Genomic DNA, 16279 nt, shown 5'->3' on the forward strand with positions numbered 1-16279 from the left:
AGGGGATGTTTCACGTGAAACATCGCTCCGGCCCCGTACGGGATGTTTCACGTGAAACATGGCCCGTCGCGTCCGCTTCTCGCGGGGAAAACGGGTAGCCGTAGCTTCATGAGATATCTCGTGCGTGAGCGGCTGTTCTCCATCGGTGACGACTACTGGATCGAGGACGAGTCGGGCCGGAAGGTCTTCCTGGTCGACGGGAAGGCGATGCGGGTCCGGCAGACCTTCGAGCTGAAGGACGAGCAGGGGAGGGTGCTCGTCGACATCCGGCAGAAGCTGCTGAGCCTCATGGGCGAGATGGTCATCGAGCGTGAGGGCACCCACCTGGCCAAGGTGAAGCGCAAGCGGCTCTCGCTCCTGCGCAACCACTTCCGCGTGGAGATGGCGGACGGGACCGCGCTGGACGTGAGCGGCAAGATCCTCGACCGTGAGTTCGCGATCGAGTACGACGGCGAGCTGCTCGCGCAGATCTCGCGCCGCTGGTTCTCGCTCCGCGACGCCTACGGGGTCCAGGTCGTACGCGAGGACGTGGACCCGGCGCTGCTCATCGCGGTGACGGTGTGCGTGATCACGCTCGCCGAGGGGAAGGACGGCTGAGGGATTCACGGGCCTTGGCTGAGGGGATTGACCGGCGTTGGCTGAGGGGATTCACGGGCGCCGGCGCAGGGGGTGCTTCTCGGGGACCTCGATGACCGCGATCCGGACCCCGTCCGGGTCGCGAATCCACATCTCGATCAGTCCCCACGGTTCCTCGCGCGGCGCGCGCTCGATCTCCACCCCGGCGCGGCGCAACTCCTCGTGCGCTGCCGCCGCGTCGGGAACCTGGAGCCAGATGCCGAGCGCGGGGGACGGGGGTTCGGCGGAGCGGCCCGAGACCTCCAGGAAGCCGTTCCCGAGGAAGTAGACGGTGCCGCGCGTCTCGCCCGTACCGAACTCCCTGTGAATGGCGAGGCCGAGCCTGCGGCCGTAGAAGTCGCGGGAGCGGTCGGGGTCCGTGGGGCGCAGCAGAATCCTGCTGCTCAGTACCTGCACCATGCCCACCGAGGGTAGGGGAGCGGGGCCTTGGGCGCCGGGAGGCGGACAGGAGCCGGGTGGCGGCGCGGGCGCCCGCACCCGGCACAGGCGGGCACGCGAACAGGTGGAAGCGGCGCCCCCACCCGGCGTACGCGGGCGCCCCCACCCGGCATACGCGGGCGCGCGTACCGGGCATACGTGGCGCGGGGCCGCCGTGCGGCGGCGAACCGTACCACCGTCGGGTGGGGCGGGCGTCAACTCCGGCCTACCATCGTCACTCGAAAGCACTGCCAGGGCGACACCCGGCGGCGTACTGTGCTCCCCGGGGGCTCTCTCCCCCCGGCCCCCGAGCACCCGCGCACCGACCGGCGCCGCACTGCCGCCGCCGCCCTGACCGCCCGCCAGCCGTCCCTGACGACCTGATGTCCTGCCGCGGCCACCGCCGCGCCGTACCGACCGCACGAGGGGTCCCGTGAGCCTCCATCCCAGCCTTCAGACCTATGCCGACGCCTGGTCCCACTCCGTGGAAGCGATATCCGCGCTGGTGCAGCCACTCGCGGACGCGGACTGGAACCGGGCGACACCGTGCCCCGGCTGGTCGGTGCGGGACCTGATCTCGCACGTCATCGGCATGGACTGCGAGATCCTGGGCGACCCGCGCCCGATCCACACGCTGCCGCGCGACCTCTACCACGTACGTACCGAGCACCAGCGGTACATGGAGATGCAGGTCGACGTCCGCCGCCACCACACGGCTCCCGAGATGCTCGGCGAGCTGGAGTACACGATCATCCGCCGCAACCGCCAGCTCCGGAACGAGAACCGGGGTCCGGAGACGATGCTGCGGGGGCCGCTCGGGACCGAGCAGACCCTCGAAGTCGCCATGCGGGGCCGCGCCTTCGACGTGTGGGCGCACGAGCAGGACCTGCGCGTCGCCCTCGGGAAGCCGGGGAACCTGGACTCGCCGGGGGCGTATGTGGCGCGGGACGAGCTGCTGAGGGGGCTGCCGGAGGTGGTCGCGCGGCGGGCGGGCGCTCCCGCGGGCAGTGCGGTGGTCTTCGACGTGAGCGGGCCGGTCGAGTTCCTGCGGACGGTACGGGTCGACGCGGAGGGGAAGGGGAGCGTGGACGGGGCGCCGTCGCTCGGGCCCGTCGCCACGCTGAGCATGGAGTGGCAGACGTACTTCCGGCTCGCGTGCGGGCGGATTTCCGCGGAGCGGGCCGCGGACGAGGTCAAGGCGGAGGGGGACGCGGAGATCGTCTCCGCGATCCTGGCCCATTTCGCCGTGACCCTCTGAGCGGGGCGGGCCCTGGGGGGCCGCCCCGCACGCCGCTCCCCGACCGCCCAAGGGGCCGGACCGGTGGCCGCGGGGGCTGGGCGTCTCGGCCGGTGGCCCGTCTGTTCGGCCGGGTGGCCCGGCGGTTCCGCCGACGACCCGGCGGTTCGGCGGTTCGGCCGACGGTCCGGCGGTTCGGGCTCAGCCCTTATGCGGGTACGCGCACAGCCCTTATGCGGGTACGTGCACAGCCTCCACCTTGCTCGTCATCAGCCGTTCCCGCTCCCTGCGGATCGCCCGGCCCCGCAGGCGGAGGAACTGGCTGACGCCCAGGGCCTCCACCGCGAAGATCGCGCAGAAGGCGACGCGGTAGTTGTCGTTCGTCGCGTCGAGCAGCACGCCGATCGCGAGCAGCAGGATCATGCACGCGCTGAAGCCGCCGATGTTGACGATGCCCGAGGCCGTGCCCTGGCGTTCGGGCGGGTTGGCCGGGCGGGCGAAGTCGAAGCCGATCATCGAGGCGGGACCGCAGGCGCCGAGTACCAGGGTCAGGAGGACCAGGAGCCACATCGGCGCGTGGCCGCCCCAGCCCAGTACCAGCGCCCACAGCAGCGCCGTCGCCGCCACCGTGCCGAGCGCGAGCGGGACGCGGGCGCCGTGGTGACGGGCGATGAGCTGCCCGTACACGAGCCCGATGACGATGTTCGACAGGATGACGAGCGTCAGCAGGTTGCCCGCCGTGCCGCGCGAGAGGCCCTGCTGCTCGACGAGGAACGGCATCCCCCACAGGAGCAGGAAGACCATCGCGGGGAACTGCGTCGTGAAGTGCGTCCACATCCCCAGCCTGCTGCCCGGCTCGCGCCATGTCGCGGCGATCTGCGCGCGGACGTAGGCGGCGCCGCGGTGGGACGCGGGCAGCGGCGGCGGTTCGTGGCCCTCGGGATGGTCCTTGAGGAAGAGGAGCGCGAGGACGAGGACGACGACGCCGAGTCCCGCGCTGCCCGCGAAGGCGAGGGTCCAGCCGACGTGCAGGAGCCGCGCGATGACGAGCGTCGAGACGAGGTTGCCCGCCATGCCGACGAGCCCGGCGAGCTGGCCGACGAAGGGGCCGCGCCGGGCGGGGAACCACCGGTTGCCCAGGCGCAGCACGCTGATGAACGTCATCGCGTCGCCGCAGCCGAGCAGCGCGCGCGAGAGCAGGCCCGTCGCGTAGTTCGGCGAGAAGGCGAAACCGAGCTGGCCGAGGGTGAAGAGCACGGCCCCGAGGCACAGCACCTTCTTCGTGCCCATGCGGTCGACCATGAGGCCGACGGGTATCTGCATCCCCGCGTAGACGAGGAGCTGGAGTATGGAGAACGTCGAGAGCGCGGACGCGCCGACGTGGAAGCGGTCGACCGCGTCGAGCCCGGCGACACCGAGGGACGTACGGAAGATGATCGCGACGAAGTAGACGGAGACGCCGACGCTCCACATCGCGACGGCGCGGCGGCCGCCGGGCGGATCACCGGGGAGCGTGGCGCGCGCGGGCACGGACTGCGCGGTCATCGCACCTCCCCGCGGGCGAGCGTGTGGAACCAGCTGACGTGCCTGTCGACGACGGCGACGGCCGCTTCGGCGTCCCCCGCGCGCAGCGCGGCGAGGATCTCGCGGTGCTCGTGCAGGCTCTTCTGGATGCGGTCGGGGTGCGAGTACATGACCGCGACGCCCATGCGCAGCTGGCGGTCGCGGAGCTGGTCGTACAGGCGCGAGAGGATCTCGTTGCCGCCGCTGCGCACGATCTCGGCGTGGAAGCAGCGGTCGCTCGCGGCCGCGCCCTCGTAGTCCCCCGACTCGGCGAGCCGCTGGTGCTCGGCGATCAGTTCTTCGAGGCGCGTGAGGAGGACGGGCGAGGCGGGGACGGCCTTGCGCGCGGCGTGCTGCTCGACGAGCAGCCGTGTCTCGACGACGTCCTCGATCTCCTGCGCCGACACGGGCAGGACGAGGACGCCCTTCTTCGGGTAGAGCTTGAGCAGCCCTTCGACCTCCAGGCGCAGCATCGCCTCGCGTACGGGCGTGCGCGAGACGCCGACCTCTTCGGCGACCTCGCCCTCGGTGAGGAGGGTGCCGCCGGCGTAGCTGCGGTCGAGGATGCGGTGCTTGACGTGCGCGTAGACGCGCTCCGCCGCGGGGGGCTGCTTGGGGGGTTTGGGCTGTGCGGGCGGTGCGGCCGTGGGGACGGAGGACATGCGCACAGCATAGATACAAGATGCGTACGTCCGGGAAAGCGTCCGCGAAATGGACAGCGGGCGGGAGGTGTGGGGCGCGCGGGGCGGGGCACCCGGCCGGTGTCAGCGATACGGCTCACAGCCCGGCAGCGAAGGAGCACGATCACGGCCGCGAAGCACGGCAGGCACGCGCACCGTACGGACCGCGCGGCACCGTACGGACGACACGCGCACCGTACGGACCGCGGGGCGACGGCCCGCGCGGAGCGCGCGAAGGGCGCAGCGAACCACCGACGCCCGGCGCCGCTTGCGCCCGGCGCCATTGACGTGCTGCGTCGTTGACGTCCTGCGCCGCTGACGCCTTCAGACGTGGACCGGGGTGATTCCTGACCCGAGCGGCCCCGCGTCCGCCCCAAGGACCGGGTGGCACCGGAGCCACGCCCCCCTCGGGCTCCGGTGCCACCCGCCCGCGGCACGAGCCCCCTGCCCCGTGCGCGCCGGGCCCGTACGAGCCCCCTGCCCCGTTGGGCGGGCCCGGCGCCCGGCCTTTCAGGCCGTCACGTCGAGCAGCGTTCCGCCCGTCAGCCGTACCAGCTCAGCCGCCGTCGTCGGGAAGACCGTGTGCGGGTGGCCGCCCGCCGCCCACACCTCGCCGTACGCCGTGAGCGCCGTGTCGACGACCGTGGGGAGCGGGGCGGGGTGCCCGGTCGGGGCGACGCCGCCGATCGCCTGGCCCGTCGCCGCGCGGACCTGCTCCGGGCTCGCGCGGTGCAGCCTGCCCCGGCCCCAGCGGGCCGCGAGCGCCTTCGTGTCGACGCGGTGCGCGCCGCTCGTCAGGACGAGGACAGGTGCGCCGTCCGAGAGGAAGACCAGGCTGTTCGCGATCGCCCCGACCTCGCAGCCGAGCGCGGCGGCGGCGGCCGCCGCGGTCGGGGCCGGTTCGCTCAGGACGCGTACCTCGCCCGCGATCCCGTGCGCGGCGAGCGCGGCGACGACGGGGGCGCAGCGGGCGGGGAGGGGGGCAGGAGTCGTGGCGGGCTCGGTGGTCTCCACGGGCGGGGCTCCTTCGGTGGTGGCGCGGTGTTCCGTATATGGAACGATAGGGGGCGGGGTACGGGGGATCAAACCGCTCGCAGAGGAGTCGCCTTGACCGTTCCGGCCGTCGAAGTAGGGGCGCGCGTGCGTGCGTCGCGCGAGGCCCGGGGGCTCTCGCTCTCGGCGCTCGCGCGCCGTTCCGGGCTCGGCAAGGCGACGCTCTCGGGCCTTGAGGCGGGGACGAGGAACCCCACCCTGGAGACGCTGTACGCGGTGACGACCGCGCTCGGCCTCCCGCTGACCGCCGTACTCGGGCCCCGTACGGCCACGGCCTCCGGCGCCGCCGTCGACGCGCGGCTCATCGACAGGTACGAGGACGGGGCGGCCGTCACCGAGACGTACCGCGTACGGGTGCGGGCCGGGGCCGCGCAGCTCTCGGCCGCCCACGCGCCCGGTACGCGCGAGTACCTGACCGTCCTCGCGGGCACCGTCCTCGTCGGCACCGAGACCGCGCCCGCCCGGCTCGCCCCCGGCGAAGCGCACACATGGGCGGCGGACGTCCCGCACGTCTACCGGGCCGAGGACGCCGACGCCGAAGCGGTCCTCCTCGTCCGCTACCCGGCCGCCGGGGCCGGTCCGCCCGGGGCCGGTCCGCCCGGGGCCGGCCGGGCGCATCCGGAACGGGCGTGAGGGCGCGGCCGTCCGCGGGGCCGAACGGTGCTTCGCCGGTCGCCGCCCCGCCCGGCGGCGCCCGTGGCGCCCCCGCCCGGCATGGCGCCGCGACCGCGCCCCCGCTCCGTGGTCCGCTGGCCCCATGCCCGTACCGCCGCCGCCCGCCAAGTCCGCCGCCGAGCTGCTGCCCGAGCCCCTGCGCAGGCTCGGGGCCTGGTGCGTGCTCGCCTTGCTCGTCGCCGGGGTCGCCGCTGTCGGGGTGTGGCTGTGCGTCGAGCTGAAGACCGCGGTCACGCCGATCCTGCTCGCCGTGCTCGGGACCGCGCTGCTGCGGCCGCTGTACTCGCTGCTCGTGGAGCGCGCGCACGTGCAGCGTTCGCTGGCCGCGGGGATCACGTGCGCGGCTGTCGTCGCCGCGGTCGGCGGGGCCGGGTACATCGTGACGAGCGCGATCGTCGACAACGGGCAGCAGATCCTCGACTCGATCCGCAGCGCCTTCGACGACGTGGCCTCGTGGGTCGGTGCCGAGGACACCTCGCTCGACGACATCACGCACAACGCGCGGCAGTTGCTCAACAAGTTCGGTGGCACGGCGGCGACCGGCGTCATCAACGGGCTCAGCGTCGTGGGGAGTTTCGTCGCGACCGCCGTGCTCGCGCTGCTCCTGATGTTCTTCTTCCTGCGCGACGCGGGCCGCGCGCTGCGCGCCCTGCGCGAACTCTCGCCCGGCGACAGCCCCGACCTCGTGGAGGCGATGGCGCGGCGCGCTTACCAGGCTGTCGCCGGTTTCATGCACGGCACGACGATCATCGCGCTCATCGACGCCACGTTCATCACTGTCGGGCTGCTCGTGCTGCGCGTGCCCGGCGCGCTCGGGCTGGGCGCGCTCGTCTTCCTCGGCGCGTACATCCCGTACCTGGGCGCCTTCCTCTCCGGCGCCGTCGCGATCCTCGTGGCGCTCGCGGACCGGGGCTTCGTCATCGCGATGTGGGTGCTCGGGGTCGTCCTCGCGGTGCAGGTCCTGGAGGGGCACCTGCTCCAGCCGGTCGTGCAGAGCCGCACCGTGCAGATGCACCCGGCGGTCGTCATGGTGACGATCACGGCGGGCGCCTCGCTCGCGGGCATCCTCGGGCTACTCCTCGCCGTCCCGCTCACGGCCGCCGCGTTCGGGATCTTCCGGGAGCTGCGGCAGCGGTACGGGGGTGAAGGGGGCGCCGCCGCGGGCGGGGCGAGCGCCGGGGCGGCCGACGACACTCGGTGAACATTTCACCGTTAAATCACACGAAACCATCCGTAACGCTCTACGGTGAGGATGTGGGGCCCGGGACCGCACGGGGGTCCCGGGCTCCCGCCGTCACCCGCCCTGCCCCTCGCCCGCCGCGGCCCCGCCCGCCGAAAGCTCCCCTGCGGCGGGCGGGGCCGCCGACGCCCCGCCCCCCTCCTCCGGCTCCGGCTCCTCCCCCTCCTCCGGCTCCTCCCGCAGCTCGAACCAGATCGACTTCCCCTCGCCCCTGGGCGAGACCCCCCAGTCGTCCGCGAGGAGTTCCATCAGCACCAGGCCGCGGCCCGACGAGGCCAGTTCGCCCGGGTCGCGGCGGTGCGGCAGCGTGTCGTCGTCGTCCAGGACCTCGACGCGCATCCGGCGGGCGCCGGGCGGTCCGGTCACCGAGGCGATCAGGAGGGCGTCGCCCTCGGTGTGCACGAGCACGTTCGTGAGCATCTCGGAGCACATCAGGACCGCCGAGTCGACCTGCTCCCGCTCCGGCCAGTCGTGGAGCAGGTCGCGCAGTTGCCGCCGCGCCCCCGCGACCCGCTCCGGTTCCGCCTGCGCGACGGAGAGGATCGCGCGGCGCCCGCGCGGGTGGCGCAGGCGGCTCGACGAGCCGATGAGCGCGCGGCGCAGGAGGAGGACGGCGATGTCGTCCTCGTGGAGCGGCCGCAGCGGCCCCGTGTCCTGCTCGGCGTCCGGCCCGTGGACCGCGCCGAGCAGCGCGTCCGCGAGGCCCTCGACGTCGCTGCCCTCGTACGACTCGACCGCGCGCCGCAGCCGCTTCCAGCCGGTGTCGAGGTCGTGGCCGCCGGTCTCGATGAGCCCGTCCGTGCACATCATCATCGTCTCGCCGGGTTCGAGAACGAGCCGCGTCGTCGGGTAGTCGGCCTCGGGGTCGATGCCGAGGGGCAGCCCGCCCGCGACGGAGCGGCGCAGCATCGTGCCGTCGGCCATCCTCACCGCGGGTTCGGGGTGTCCGGCGCGCGCGATCTCCAGGACCCCGTTGGCCGGGTCGACCTCGACGTACAGGCAGGTCGCGAAGCGCGGGTCGTCGTCGGCCTCGTCCTCCTCCTCGGTGGCGCCGCCCGAGTCGTCCACCGCCGTCGAGCCCATGCCCCGCGTCTCGCTGATGCCGTGCAGGAAGCGCGTGGCGCGCGCCAGGACCGCGTCGGCCCGGTGGCCCTCGGCGGCGTAGGCGCGTACCGCGATCCGCAGTTGGCCCATGAGCCCCGCCGCGCGCACGTCGTGGCCCTGCACGTCACCGATGACGAGCGCCGTACGGCCCGAGGGGAGCGGGATCATGTCGTACCAGTCGCCGCCGACGCGCAGCCCGCCGCCCGTCGGCACGTAGCGGGCCGCGAGGCTCATGCCGGGGATCGCGGGGCCGAGGCGCGGCAGCATGGAGCGCTGGAGGTCCTCGGACAGCTCGCGCTGCGAGTCGGCGATCCCCGCGCGGCTCAGGGCCTGCGCGAGCATCCGCGCGACGGTCGCGAGCACGGAGCGCTCGTCGGCGGTGAAGGCGACGGGGTACGTGAAAGCCGCGAGCCAGGCGCCCATCGTGCGCCCGGCCGAGATGAGCGGCAGGAAGGCCCAGGACTTGCGGTTGAACGCGGTGACGAGCGGCCACGTCGCCGGGTAGCGCTCGCGGTACTCGTTCGGCGAGGACAGGTAGACGGCGCGCCCGGTGCGGATGACCTCCGCCGCGGGGTAGTCGGCGTCGAGCGGGATCTCGGCGAAGGGCGCGGCCGCGTCCCTGCGGTGGCCGTGGTGGCCGATGACGGTGAGGTGGTCGTTCTCGACGCCGAAGACGGCGAGGCCGTCGGGCGAGAAGCCGGGCATCGAGAGCCCGGCGGCCACGCGCAGGACCTCCGTCGTGGAGCGCGCCTCGGCGAGCGCGCGGCCCGCGTCGAGCAGGAAGGCCTCGCGCGAGCGGCGCCAGTCGCCCGTGACGGGAGCGCGCGCGACGGTCCCCGGCGAGGGCTCGGTGATCTCCTGGAGGGTCCCGACGAGGACGAACCCGGGCGTCGTACGGTCCGAGCGGCCCGCGGCGGGGGCGCTCGCGTCGCTGCCGAGCCAGGTCGCCGCGGTGTCGTCCGCGTCCTCGTCGGCGTCCGCGGGCTCCGGCGCGGCGACCGGCCTGGTGGGGCGCGAGCGGGTGCGCACGACCCGTACGACGTTGCCCTGCTCGTCCATGACCCGCAGCCGGGCCTCGCCGAGGGTGTCCTCGGCGGCGGCGAGCGTGATGACGCTCTGGATCTCGTTCCAGTCGGAGGGGTGGAAGCGGGCCCGTACCGCCGCCTCGGTCAGCGTCACCGGGTGCGCGGGCAGACCGAGCAGCCGTGCCGCCTCGGCGTCCACGGCGATGGTCCCGGCCGCGTCGTCCCAGCGCCACAGGCCCGTGCGCAGCACGGAGAGTGCCTCGGCGGCGGTGGGGGCGACGTTTTCGCTACCCATTGTCTGATTTTACGTAGATTTCTGGTCCGGTGGCCAGTCGACGCCGGGCCTTCGGGGCACCGCCCCGGGGGCCGAGGGGGCGGCGGTAACCTTGTAGGCGCACGTTTTACACGCCCACATTCTTGACACCCGAGCGACTGGATAGAGATGCACCGGTACCGGTCCCACACCTGCGGCCAGCTCCGCGCCTCCGACGTCGGCACCGACGTCCGGCTGAGCGGCTGGCTGCACAATCGGCGCGACCTCGGCGGCATCCTCTTCATCGATCTGCGTGACCACTACGGCATCACCCAGCTCGTCGCCCGCCCCGGCACGCCCGCCTTCGAGACGCTCGACAAGCTCTCCAAGGAGACCGTCCTGCGCGTCGACGGCAGGGTCGTCTCGCGCGGCGAGGAGAACGTCAACCCCGACCTGCCCACGGGCGCGGTCGAGGTCGAGGCCGGTGAGGTCGAGGTGCTCGGCGAGGCCGGGCCGCTGCCGTTCACGATCAACGCCGAGGACGGGGTCAACGAGGAACGTCGCCTGGAGTACCGCTTCCTCGACCTGCGTCGCGAGCGCATGCACCGCAACATCATGCTGCGCACCGCCGTGATCGCGGCCGTACGGCAGAAGATGGTCGCGCTCGGCTTCAACGAGATGGCGACACCCATCCTCACCGCGACCTCGCCCGAGGGCGCCCGCGACTTCGTCGTCCCCTCGCGCCTGAACCCCGGCAAGTTCTACGCGCTGCCGCAGGCCCCGCAGCAGTTCAAGCAGCTGCTCATGGTCTCCGGCTTCGACCGCTACTTCCAGATCGCGCCGTGCTTCCGCGACGAGGACGCGCGTGCCGACCGCTCGCCCGGCGAGTTCTACCAGCTCGACGTCGAGATGAGCTTCGTCGAGCAGGAGGACGTCTTCCAGCCGGTCGAGAAGCTCATGACCGAGCTGTTCACCGAGTTCGGCGGCGGCCGCGAGGTCACCTCGCCGTTCCCGCGCATCCCGTTCCGCGAGTCGATGCTCAAGTACGGCAACGACAAGCCGGACCTGCGCGCGCGCCTCGAACTGCACGACATCTCGGACATCTTCGCGGACTCGGAGTTCAAGGCGTTCGCGGGCAAGCACGTGCGCGCGCTGCCCGTGCCCGACACCGCGAAGCAGTCCCGCAAGTTCTTCGACCAGCTCGGCGACTACGCGGTGGAGCAGGGCGCGAAGGGCCTCGCGTGGGTCCGCGTGGGCGAGGACGGGCAGCTCGCCGGCCCGATCGCGAAGTTCCTCACGGCGGACGACGTCAAGGCGCTCACCGAGCGGCTCTCGCTGGCCCCCGGGTACGCCGTCTTCTTCGGCGCCGGTGAGTTCGACGAGGTCTCGAAGATCATGTCGGCGGTGCGCGTCGAGGCGGCGAAGCGGTCCGGGCACTTCGAGGAGGGCGTCTTCCGGTTCTGCTGGGTCGTCGACTTCCCGATGTTCGAGAAGGACGAGGAGACCGGGAAGATCGACTTCTCGCACAACCCGTTCTCGATGCCGCAGGGCGGCATGGACGCGCTGGAGCACAAGGACCCGCTGGACATCCTGGCCTGGCAGTACGACATCGTGTGCAACGGCATCGAACTGTCCTCGGGCGCGATCCGCAACCACGAGCCCGCGATCATGCTCAAGGCCTTCGAGATCGCCGGTTACGACCGCGAGACCGTCGAGCACGAGTTCGCGGGCATGCTCCGCGCCTTCCGCCTCGGCGCCCCGCCCCACGGCGGCATCGCCCCCGGCATCGACCGCATCGTGATGCTCCTCGCCGACGAGCCGAACATCCGCGAGACGATCGCCTTCCCGCTCAACGGCAACGCCCAGGACCTCATGATGGGCGCCCCGACGGAGCTGGACGAGACGCGGCTGCGCGAGCTGAACATCCAGCTCAGGAAGCCGGTGCAGAAGTAGGAGCGGCAGCACGAGGAAGGGCCGGACCCCGGGAACGGGTTCCGGCCCTTTCCCGTATCCCCCGCGACCCTCACCCGATCGGGGGGGGGGTCCCTCGCAGAATGGTTTTGCCGGTGGTGGCGCTCCCTACCGTTGCGGGCAAGGCTTGCCGTGAGTGTGGAGGGCCCCGTGAGCACCGCTGTGAAGGAGTGTTCCGTCATGGACACGAGCGCGAGTCCGCTGAGCCAGGAGGACTTCGAGGAGATCGCCCGCGCCGCCGCGCGGACGAACGAGTCGGTCCGGCTGGAATTCCTCGACGGGAAGATCAGGGAGAAGGCCCTGCCGGACGGCTACCACGGACGCATCATCGAATGGCTCACCAAGGTCTGCCTCCAGGCCAGGCCGGAGCTGTGGCTGTACGGAGATCAGGGCCTGCACGTTGAGGCGTACCGACGGGGAAACGCCCGCCCGGATGGCTGCCTGGCACGGTCCGGTGCCTTCGAGGGCGCCGGTGAATGGGCGAGCACCGAAGACGTGGAGATGGTGGTCGAGGTCACCTCTCGGGACCGTGACACCAACCAGCGCGACCGCGTCGACAAGTCCGCCGCCTACGCCGCCGCCGCGATCCCCGTCTACCTCCTCGTGGACCGCGGGAACCAGTCCGTCAAGGTGCACTCCGAGCCCGAGGGCGGGCGGTACGCGAAGGTGAACGAGGTGGCCTTCGGCAAGAGCGTGTCCCTGCCCGAGCCCGTCGGCTTCGAGCTGGATACGGCGCCGCTGCTCGGCTGGGTCGGCTGACCTCTGTCACGCAGCCGGGGCCGCTGCCCGCGCCGGGCAGCGGCCCCATCTCCGTACTTCCCGGAGGGGTCAGTCCTCCGCCCCTCCGAACCGCTCCTTGAAGACCTCCAGGTCGTCGTCCGTCAGCTTCGCGAAGAGGACCGGCGGGACGATGAACGGGGTGCCCGCGGGGATCGCGCGCAGGGTGCGGGCCTCCTCGGGGGAGATCCACGTGGCCGTGTCCTCGTCCAGCCGGAAGGCCGTCCGCATCGCCTTGGCCGTCGTCGGTACGAACGGCTCGGAGACGACCGCGTAGAGGTGGATCAGGTTCATCGCGGTGCGCAGGGTCAGCGCCGCCGCCTCCTGGTCCGTCTTGATCTCCAGCCAGGGGGCCTTCTCCTCCAGGTACGAGTTCCCCGCCGACCACAGCGCGCGCAGCGCCGCCGCGGCCTTGCGGAACTGGAGCGCCTCCATCTGCTCCTCGTACTCGGCGAGCAGCCGGGCGATCTCCTCGCCGAGCTTCGCCTCCGCCTCGCCCGGCGCCCCGCCCTCGGGCACCGCGTCCCCGAACCGCTTGCGCGAGAAGGACAGGACACGGTTCACGAAGTTGCCGAGCGTGTCCGCGAGGTCCTTGTTCACCGTCGCCTGGAAGTGCTCCCAGGTGAAGGAGGAGTCGTCGGACTCGGGCGCGTTCGCCATCATGAAGTAGCGCCAGTAGTCGGCAGGGAGCAGTTCGAGCGCGTCGTGCGTGAAGATGCCGCGGTGCTGCGAGGTCGAGAACTTCCCGCCGTAGTAGTTGAGCCAGTTGAAGGACTTCAGGAAGTCCACGCGCTTCCACGGCTCGCGCGTCCCGATCTGCGTCGCGGGGAACATCACGGAGTGGAAGGGCACGTTGTCCTTGCCCATGAACTCCGTGTAGCGCACGTCGTCGGCCTCGTACCACCACGACTTCCAGTCGCGGCCCGCGCCCTCGGGCGCCGACTCGGCCCACTCGCGCGTCGCGCCGATGTACTCGATCGGCGCGTCGAACCACACGTAGAAGACCTTGCCGTCGGCGGCCAGCTCGGGCCACACATCGGCAGGGACGGGCACGCCCCAGTCCAGGTCACGCGTGATCGCGCGGTCGTGCAGGCCCTCCGTGAGCCACTTGCGCGCGATCGAGGACGACAGCTGCGGCCACGCGTCCGCCGTCGCGTCGATCCACTTCTCGACCTCGCCCTGGAGCTTCGACTGGAGCAGGAAGAGGTGCTTCGTCTCGCGCACCTCCAGGTCCGTCGAACCGCTGATCGCCGAACGCGGGTTGATGAGGTCCGTCGGGTCGAGGACGCGCGTGCAGTTCTCGCACTGGTCGCCGCGCGCCTTGTCGTAGCCGCAGTGCGGGCACGTGCCCTCGACGTAGCGGTCGGGCAGGAAGCGGCCGTCGACCGGCGAGTACACCTGCCGGATCGCGCGCTCCTCGATGAATCCGTTCTCGTGCAGCTTGCGCGCGTAGTGCTGGGTCAGCTCGCGGTTCTGCGCCGAGGAGGAGCGGCCGAAGTGGTCGAAGGCGAGCGAGAAGCCGTCGTAGACCGCCTTCTGCGCCTCGTGCGCCTCGGCGCAGAACTCCGCGACGGGCACGCCCTGCGCGGCCGCCGCCAGTTCGGCGGGCGTGCCGTGCTCGTCCGTCGCGCAGATGTACAGCACCTCGTGGCCCCGCTGGCGCAGGTAGCGCGCGTAGACGTCGGCCGGGAGCATGGACCCCACCATGTTGCCCAGGTGCTTGATCCCGTTGATGTACGGAAGGGCGCTGGTGATGAGGTGTCGAGCCATCGGGGGCTGCTCCCAAGTCGCTACGGAAGGTGAGGGGCGGAGTGGATGTGGTGCCTGCGCCGGTCACCTGTTATCCCGGAAATCGTAGCCGAACGGGCGGGACGGGCTCCGGGGGTTCCTCTCCGTGGACAGGCCGGGGTGCCACCGCCGTACGGGCGGGCGCCGACCGGTCACGCACCGTGGCCGCGCCCCCCGGAGGAGGCGCGGCCACGGGGACGTCGTACCGGGGCGCTCAGCCCTGCGGGTGCCAGTCGGCGAGCACCCCGCCGAGCACCTGCGCGTCGGTGAGTTCCTTCGGTACGGGGCCCGCGGCGAACCAGCCGGCGTTGGCCGCCCTGAGCCGCCGCAGGTAGTCGAAGTTCTTCGAATCGGTCTCGCCGAAGGACACGAACTGCCAGCGCAGCTCGGGCTGTTCGGCCTCGGCCTCCTTGAGCGCCTGGGTCGCGGCCGTCCGTGCGTCCGGCGGTCCGTCCGTCTGGAAGACGACGAGGCCGGGCTCGCCCGCCGCCTCCTTCGCGTGCAGCACGCGCACCTCCTCGATCGCCAGTGCGTAGTTGGTGCGGCCCATGCGGCCCGCGTCCTCGTGGAGCCGGTCGACGACGCCCTCGTACGCGTCGAGCGCGAGCGTGCCCGTCGCGTCGATCGCGGTCGAGAAGAAGACGAGCCGCACGACGGCGTCGGTGTCGAGGTGCGCCGCGAGCGCGAGCACCTGCTCGCCGAGCGCCTGCGCGCTGCCGTCCTTGTAGTACGGGCGCATCGAGCCCGAGCGGTCCAGCACGAGGTACACGCGGGCACGCGTCCCCGCGAGCCCGGCCTTGCGCAGCGCGGCGCCCGCGCTCTTGTAGGCGGGCGCGAGGTCGGGCGCGAGGCGCTTGACACGGGTGGCAGGGGTGGCGGGGACGGCCTTGAGCGGGGCGGCGCCCGCCTCGGCGGTGGCGGGCTCGGGGGCGGCTTCCGCCACGGGGGCGGGGGTCACCGCCGGTACGGGCTCGGGGGTGGCCTCGGGCTCGGGCTCCGGGATGGCGACGGCGACGGGCTCGGGCTCGGACGCCGGAGTGGGCTCGGGTGCGGTCTCCGGCGCGACGGTCCGCGCCTCCGGTTCCGGTACGGGCTCCGGCTCGACGGCCTGCGCGGGCTCCGGCTCGACGGCCTGCGCGGGCTCCGGCTCGACGGCCTGCGCCGCCTCCGGCTCGACGGCCTGCGCCGCCTCCGGCGCGACGGCCTGCGCCGCCTCCGGCTCCGCCTCGGCCGCGCCCCGTACCGCCTCCGGCTCCGCCGCCTCCCGTACGGGCTCCGCCGCCCCCTCCTCCACCGGCTCCGCCGGGCGCGGGATCGTGGCCTCTTCCTGGGCGCGGTCGAAGGCGGCCGCCACCAGGTCCTCGGCGAGCGTGGCGTCGGTGGCGCCGCGCTGTGCGGGAAGTGGCTCGGCCGCGGGCTCGGGCTCGGTCGCGCGCTCGGGCTCGGTCGCGGGCTCCGGCTCGGGGGCCGGCTCGGGCCGGGCCCCGGCGGGCGGCTCGGCCTCTCCCGTGCGGGCGGCGGGGACGGTCTGTGCCTGCTCCCGCGCGGGAGCCTGCTCGGCCGCGTCCTGCGTCTCGGGTGATTCCTGCGCCTGTGCCTCCGTCTCCGTAGGCTCCGTCTTCCGGCGTCCGAAAGCGTTCCGCAGCAGATCCAGAATGCCCATGCGCGCACCCCTTCGCGTCAGTTGGTTCACGGCTTGGTTACCCGGCGATCCGTGGCCAGGGCGGATACGTAAGGTTAGCCGCCCTCCGGGGCGGTCGGCGGAAGGGTCGCCGGCCCCTCGGAGACCGTCACTCCGGTACCGCCCTGCCCGCATCTGTGTGATTTTCGGACGGTGTGCCGGTGTGCTTACCGCCCCGT

13 protein-coding genes are annotated in these 16279 nt (G+C 72.7%); 6 read left to right on the forward strand and 7 right to left on the reverse strand.

The genetic code is table 11. From position 1 onward, the window contains the following. The first annotated feature begins 108 nt into the window (after positions 1 to 108). A complete protein-coding gene (locus tag ACQYWQ_RS15600; RefSeq protein ID WP_431035264.1) occupies positions 109 to 597 on the forward strand; it encodes an LURP-one-related/scramblase family protein in 489 nt (162 codons plus the stop codon). Positions 598 to 648: 51 nt separating this feature from the next. Here the strand turns inward: ACQYWQ_RS15600 and ACQYWQ_RS15605 are convergent, their stop codons facing one another. After that, on the reverse strand, positions 649 to 1035 hold the full coding sequence (locus tag ACQYWQ_RS15605) for a VOC family protein (protein ID WP_431035265.1): 387 nt from the start codon (positions 1033 to 1035) through the stop codon (positions 649 to 651). 451 nt (positions 1036 to 1486) lie between these two features. Between ACQYWQ_RS15605 and ACQYWQ_RS15610 the strand changes: the two genes are divergently transcribed. Continuing rightward, entirely contained in the window at positions 1487 to 2311 is an 825-nt protein-coding gene (locus tag ACQYWQ_RS15610; protein WP_431035266.1) for a maleylpyruvate isomerase family mycothiol-dependent enzyme, read from the forward strand. A 210-nt stretch (positions 2312 to 2521) separates the two neighbouring features. Here the strand turns inward: ACQYWQ_RS15610 and ACQYWQ_RS15615 are convergent, their stop codons facing one another. The 3 genes from ACQYWQ_RS15615 to ACQYWQ_RS15625 all read right to left on the reverse strand — a co-directional run bounded on the left by ACQYWQ_RS15615 (position 2522) and on the right by ACQYWQ_RS15625 (position 5547). Beyond that, positions 2522 to 3835 (reverse strand): MFS transporter, encoded by a 1314-nt coding sequence (locus ACQYWQ_RS15615; RefSeq protein WP_431035267.1) that lies wholly within the window; start codon positions 3833 to 3835, stop codon positions 2522 to 2524. After that, a complete protein-coding gene (locus tag ACQYWQ_RS15620) occupies positions 3832 to 4515 on the reverse strand; it encodes a GntR family transcriptional regulator (RefSeq protein ID WP_431035268.1) in 684 nt (227 codons plus the stop codon). Before ACQYWQ_RS15620 ends, ACQYWQ_RS15615 begins: the two co-directional genes overlap by 4 nt. Before the next feature lie 528 nt (positions 4516 to 5043). Further along, positions 5044 to 5547 carry a YbaK/EbsC family protein gene (locus tag ACQYWQ_RS15625; RefSeq protein ID WP_431035269.1) on the reverse strand — a complete coding sequence of 168 codons (504 nt, stop codon included), beginning with the start codon at positions 5545 to 5547 and terminating at the stop codon, positions 5044 to 5046. Between the two features lie 93 nt (positions 5548 to 5640). Here ACQYWQ_RS15625 and ACQYWQ_RS15630 point away from each other — a divergent pair, with 93 nt between their 5' ends. Together ACQYWQ_RS15630 and ACQYWQ_RS15635 are read left to right on the forward strand one after the other, a co-directional pair. Then, positions 5641 to 6219: a helix-turn-helix domain-containing protein gene (locus ACQYWQ_RS15630; RefSeq protein ID WP_431035270.1), complete on the forward strand. Its 579-nt coding sequence runs from the start codon at positions 5641 to 5643 to the stop codon at positions 6217 to 6219. A 124-nt stretch (positions 6220 to 6343) separates the two neighbouring features. Further along, complete coding sequence (locus tag ACQYWQ_RS15635) at positions 6344 to 7462, forward strand: AI-2E family transporter (RefSeq protein ID WP_431035271.1); 1119 nt, start codon at positions 6344 to 6346, stop codon at positions 7460 to 7462. A 93-nt stretch (positions 7463 to 7555) separates the two neighbouring features. Here the strand turns inward: ACQYWQ_RS15635 and ACQYWQ_RS15640 are convergent, their stop codons facing one another. Then, positions 7556 to 9925 (reverse strand): ATP-binding SpoIIE family protein phosphatase, encoded by a 2370-nt coding sequence (locus tag ACQYWQ_RS15640; protein WP_431035272.1) that lies wholly within the window; start codon positions 9923 to 9925, stop codon positions 7556 to 7558. A 147-nt stretch (positions 9926 to 10072) separates the two neighbouring features. Here ACQYWQ_RS15640 and aspS point away from each other — a divergent pair, with 147 nt between their 5' ends. Together aspS and ACQYWQ_RS15650 are read left to right on the forward strand one after the other, a co-directional pair. Continuing rightward, the gene (gene aspS / locus ACQYWQ_RS15645; RefSeq protein WP_431035273.1) at positions 10073 to 11836 is read left to right on the forward strand and encodes an aspartate--tRNA ligase; all 1764 of its coding nucleotides are present in this window, start codon (positions 10073 to 10075) and stop codon (positions 11834 to 11836) included. A 198-nt stretch (positions 11837 to 12034) separates the two neighbouring features. Continuing rightward, a complete protein-coding gene (locus tag ACQYWQ_RS15650) occupies positions 12035 to 12613 on the forward strand; it encodes a Uma2 family endonuclease (RefSeq protein ID WP_431039207.1) in 579 nt (192 codons plus the stop codon). A 69-nt stretch (positions 12614 to 12682) separates the two neighbouring features. Here the strand turns inward: ACQYWQ_RS15650 and metG are convergent, their stop codons facing one another. Both metG and ACQYWQ_RS15660 read right to left on the reverse strand, forming a co-directional pair. Continuing rightward, entirely contained in the window at positions 12683 to 14401 is a 1719-nt protein-coding gene (metG, locus tag ACQYWQ_RS15655) for a methionine--tRNA ligase (RefSeq protein ID WP_431035275.1), read from the reverse strand. A 232-nt stretch (positions 14402 to 14633) separates the two neighbouring features. Then, on the reverse strand, positions 14634 to 16082 hold the full coding sequence (locus ACQYWQ_RS15660) for a VWA domain-containing protein (RefSeq protein ID WP_431035277.1): 1449 nt from the start codon (positions 16080 to 16082) through the stop codon (positions 14634 to 14636). Positions 16083 to 16279: the final 197 nt, after the last annotated feature.

The sequence above is a fragment of the Streptomyces sp. P6-2-1 genome (assembly GCF_050613165.1).
Lineage (GTDB): Bacteria > Actinomycetota > Actinomycetes > Streptomycetales > Streptomycetaceae > Streptomyces.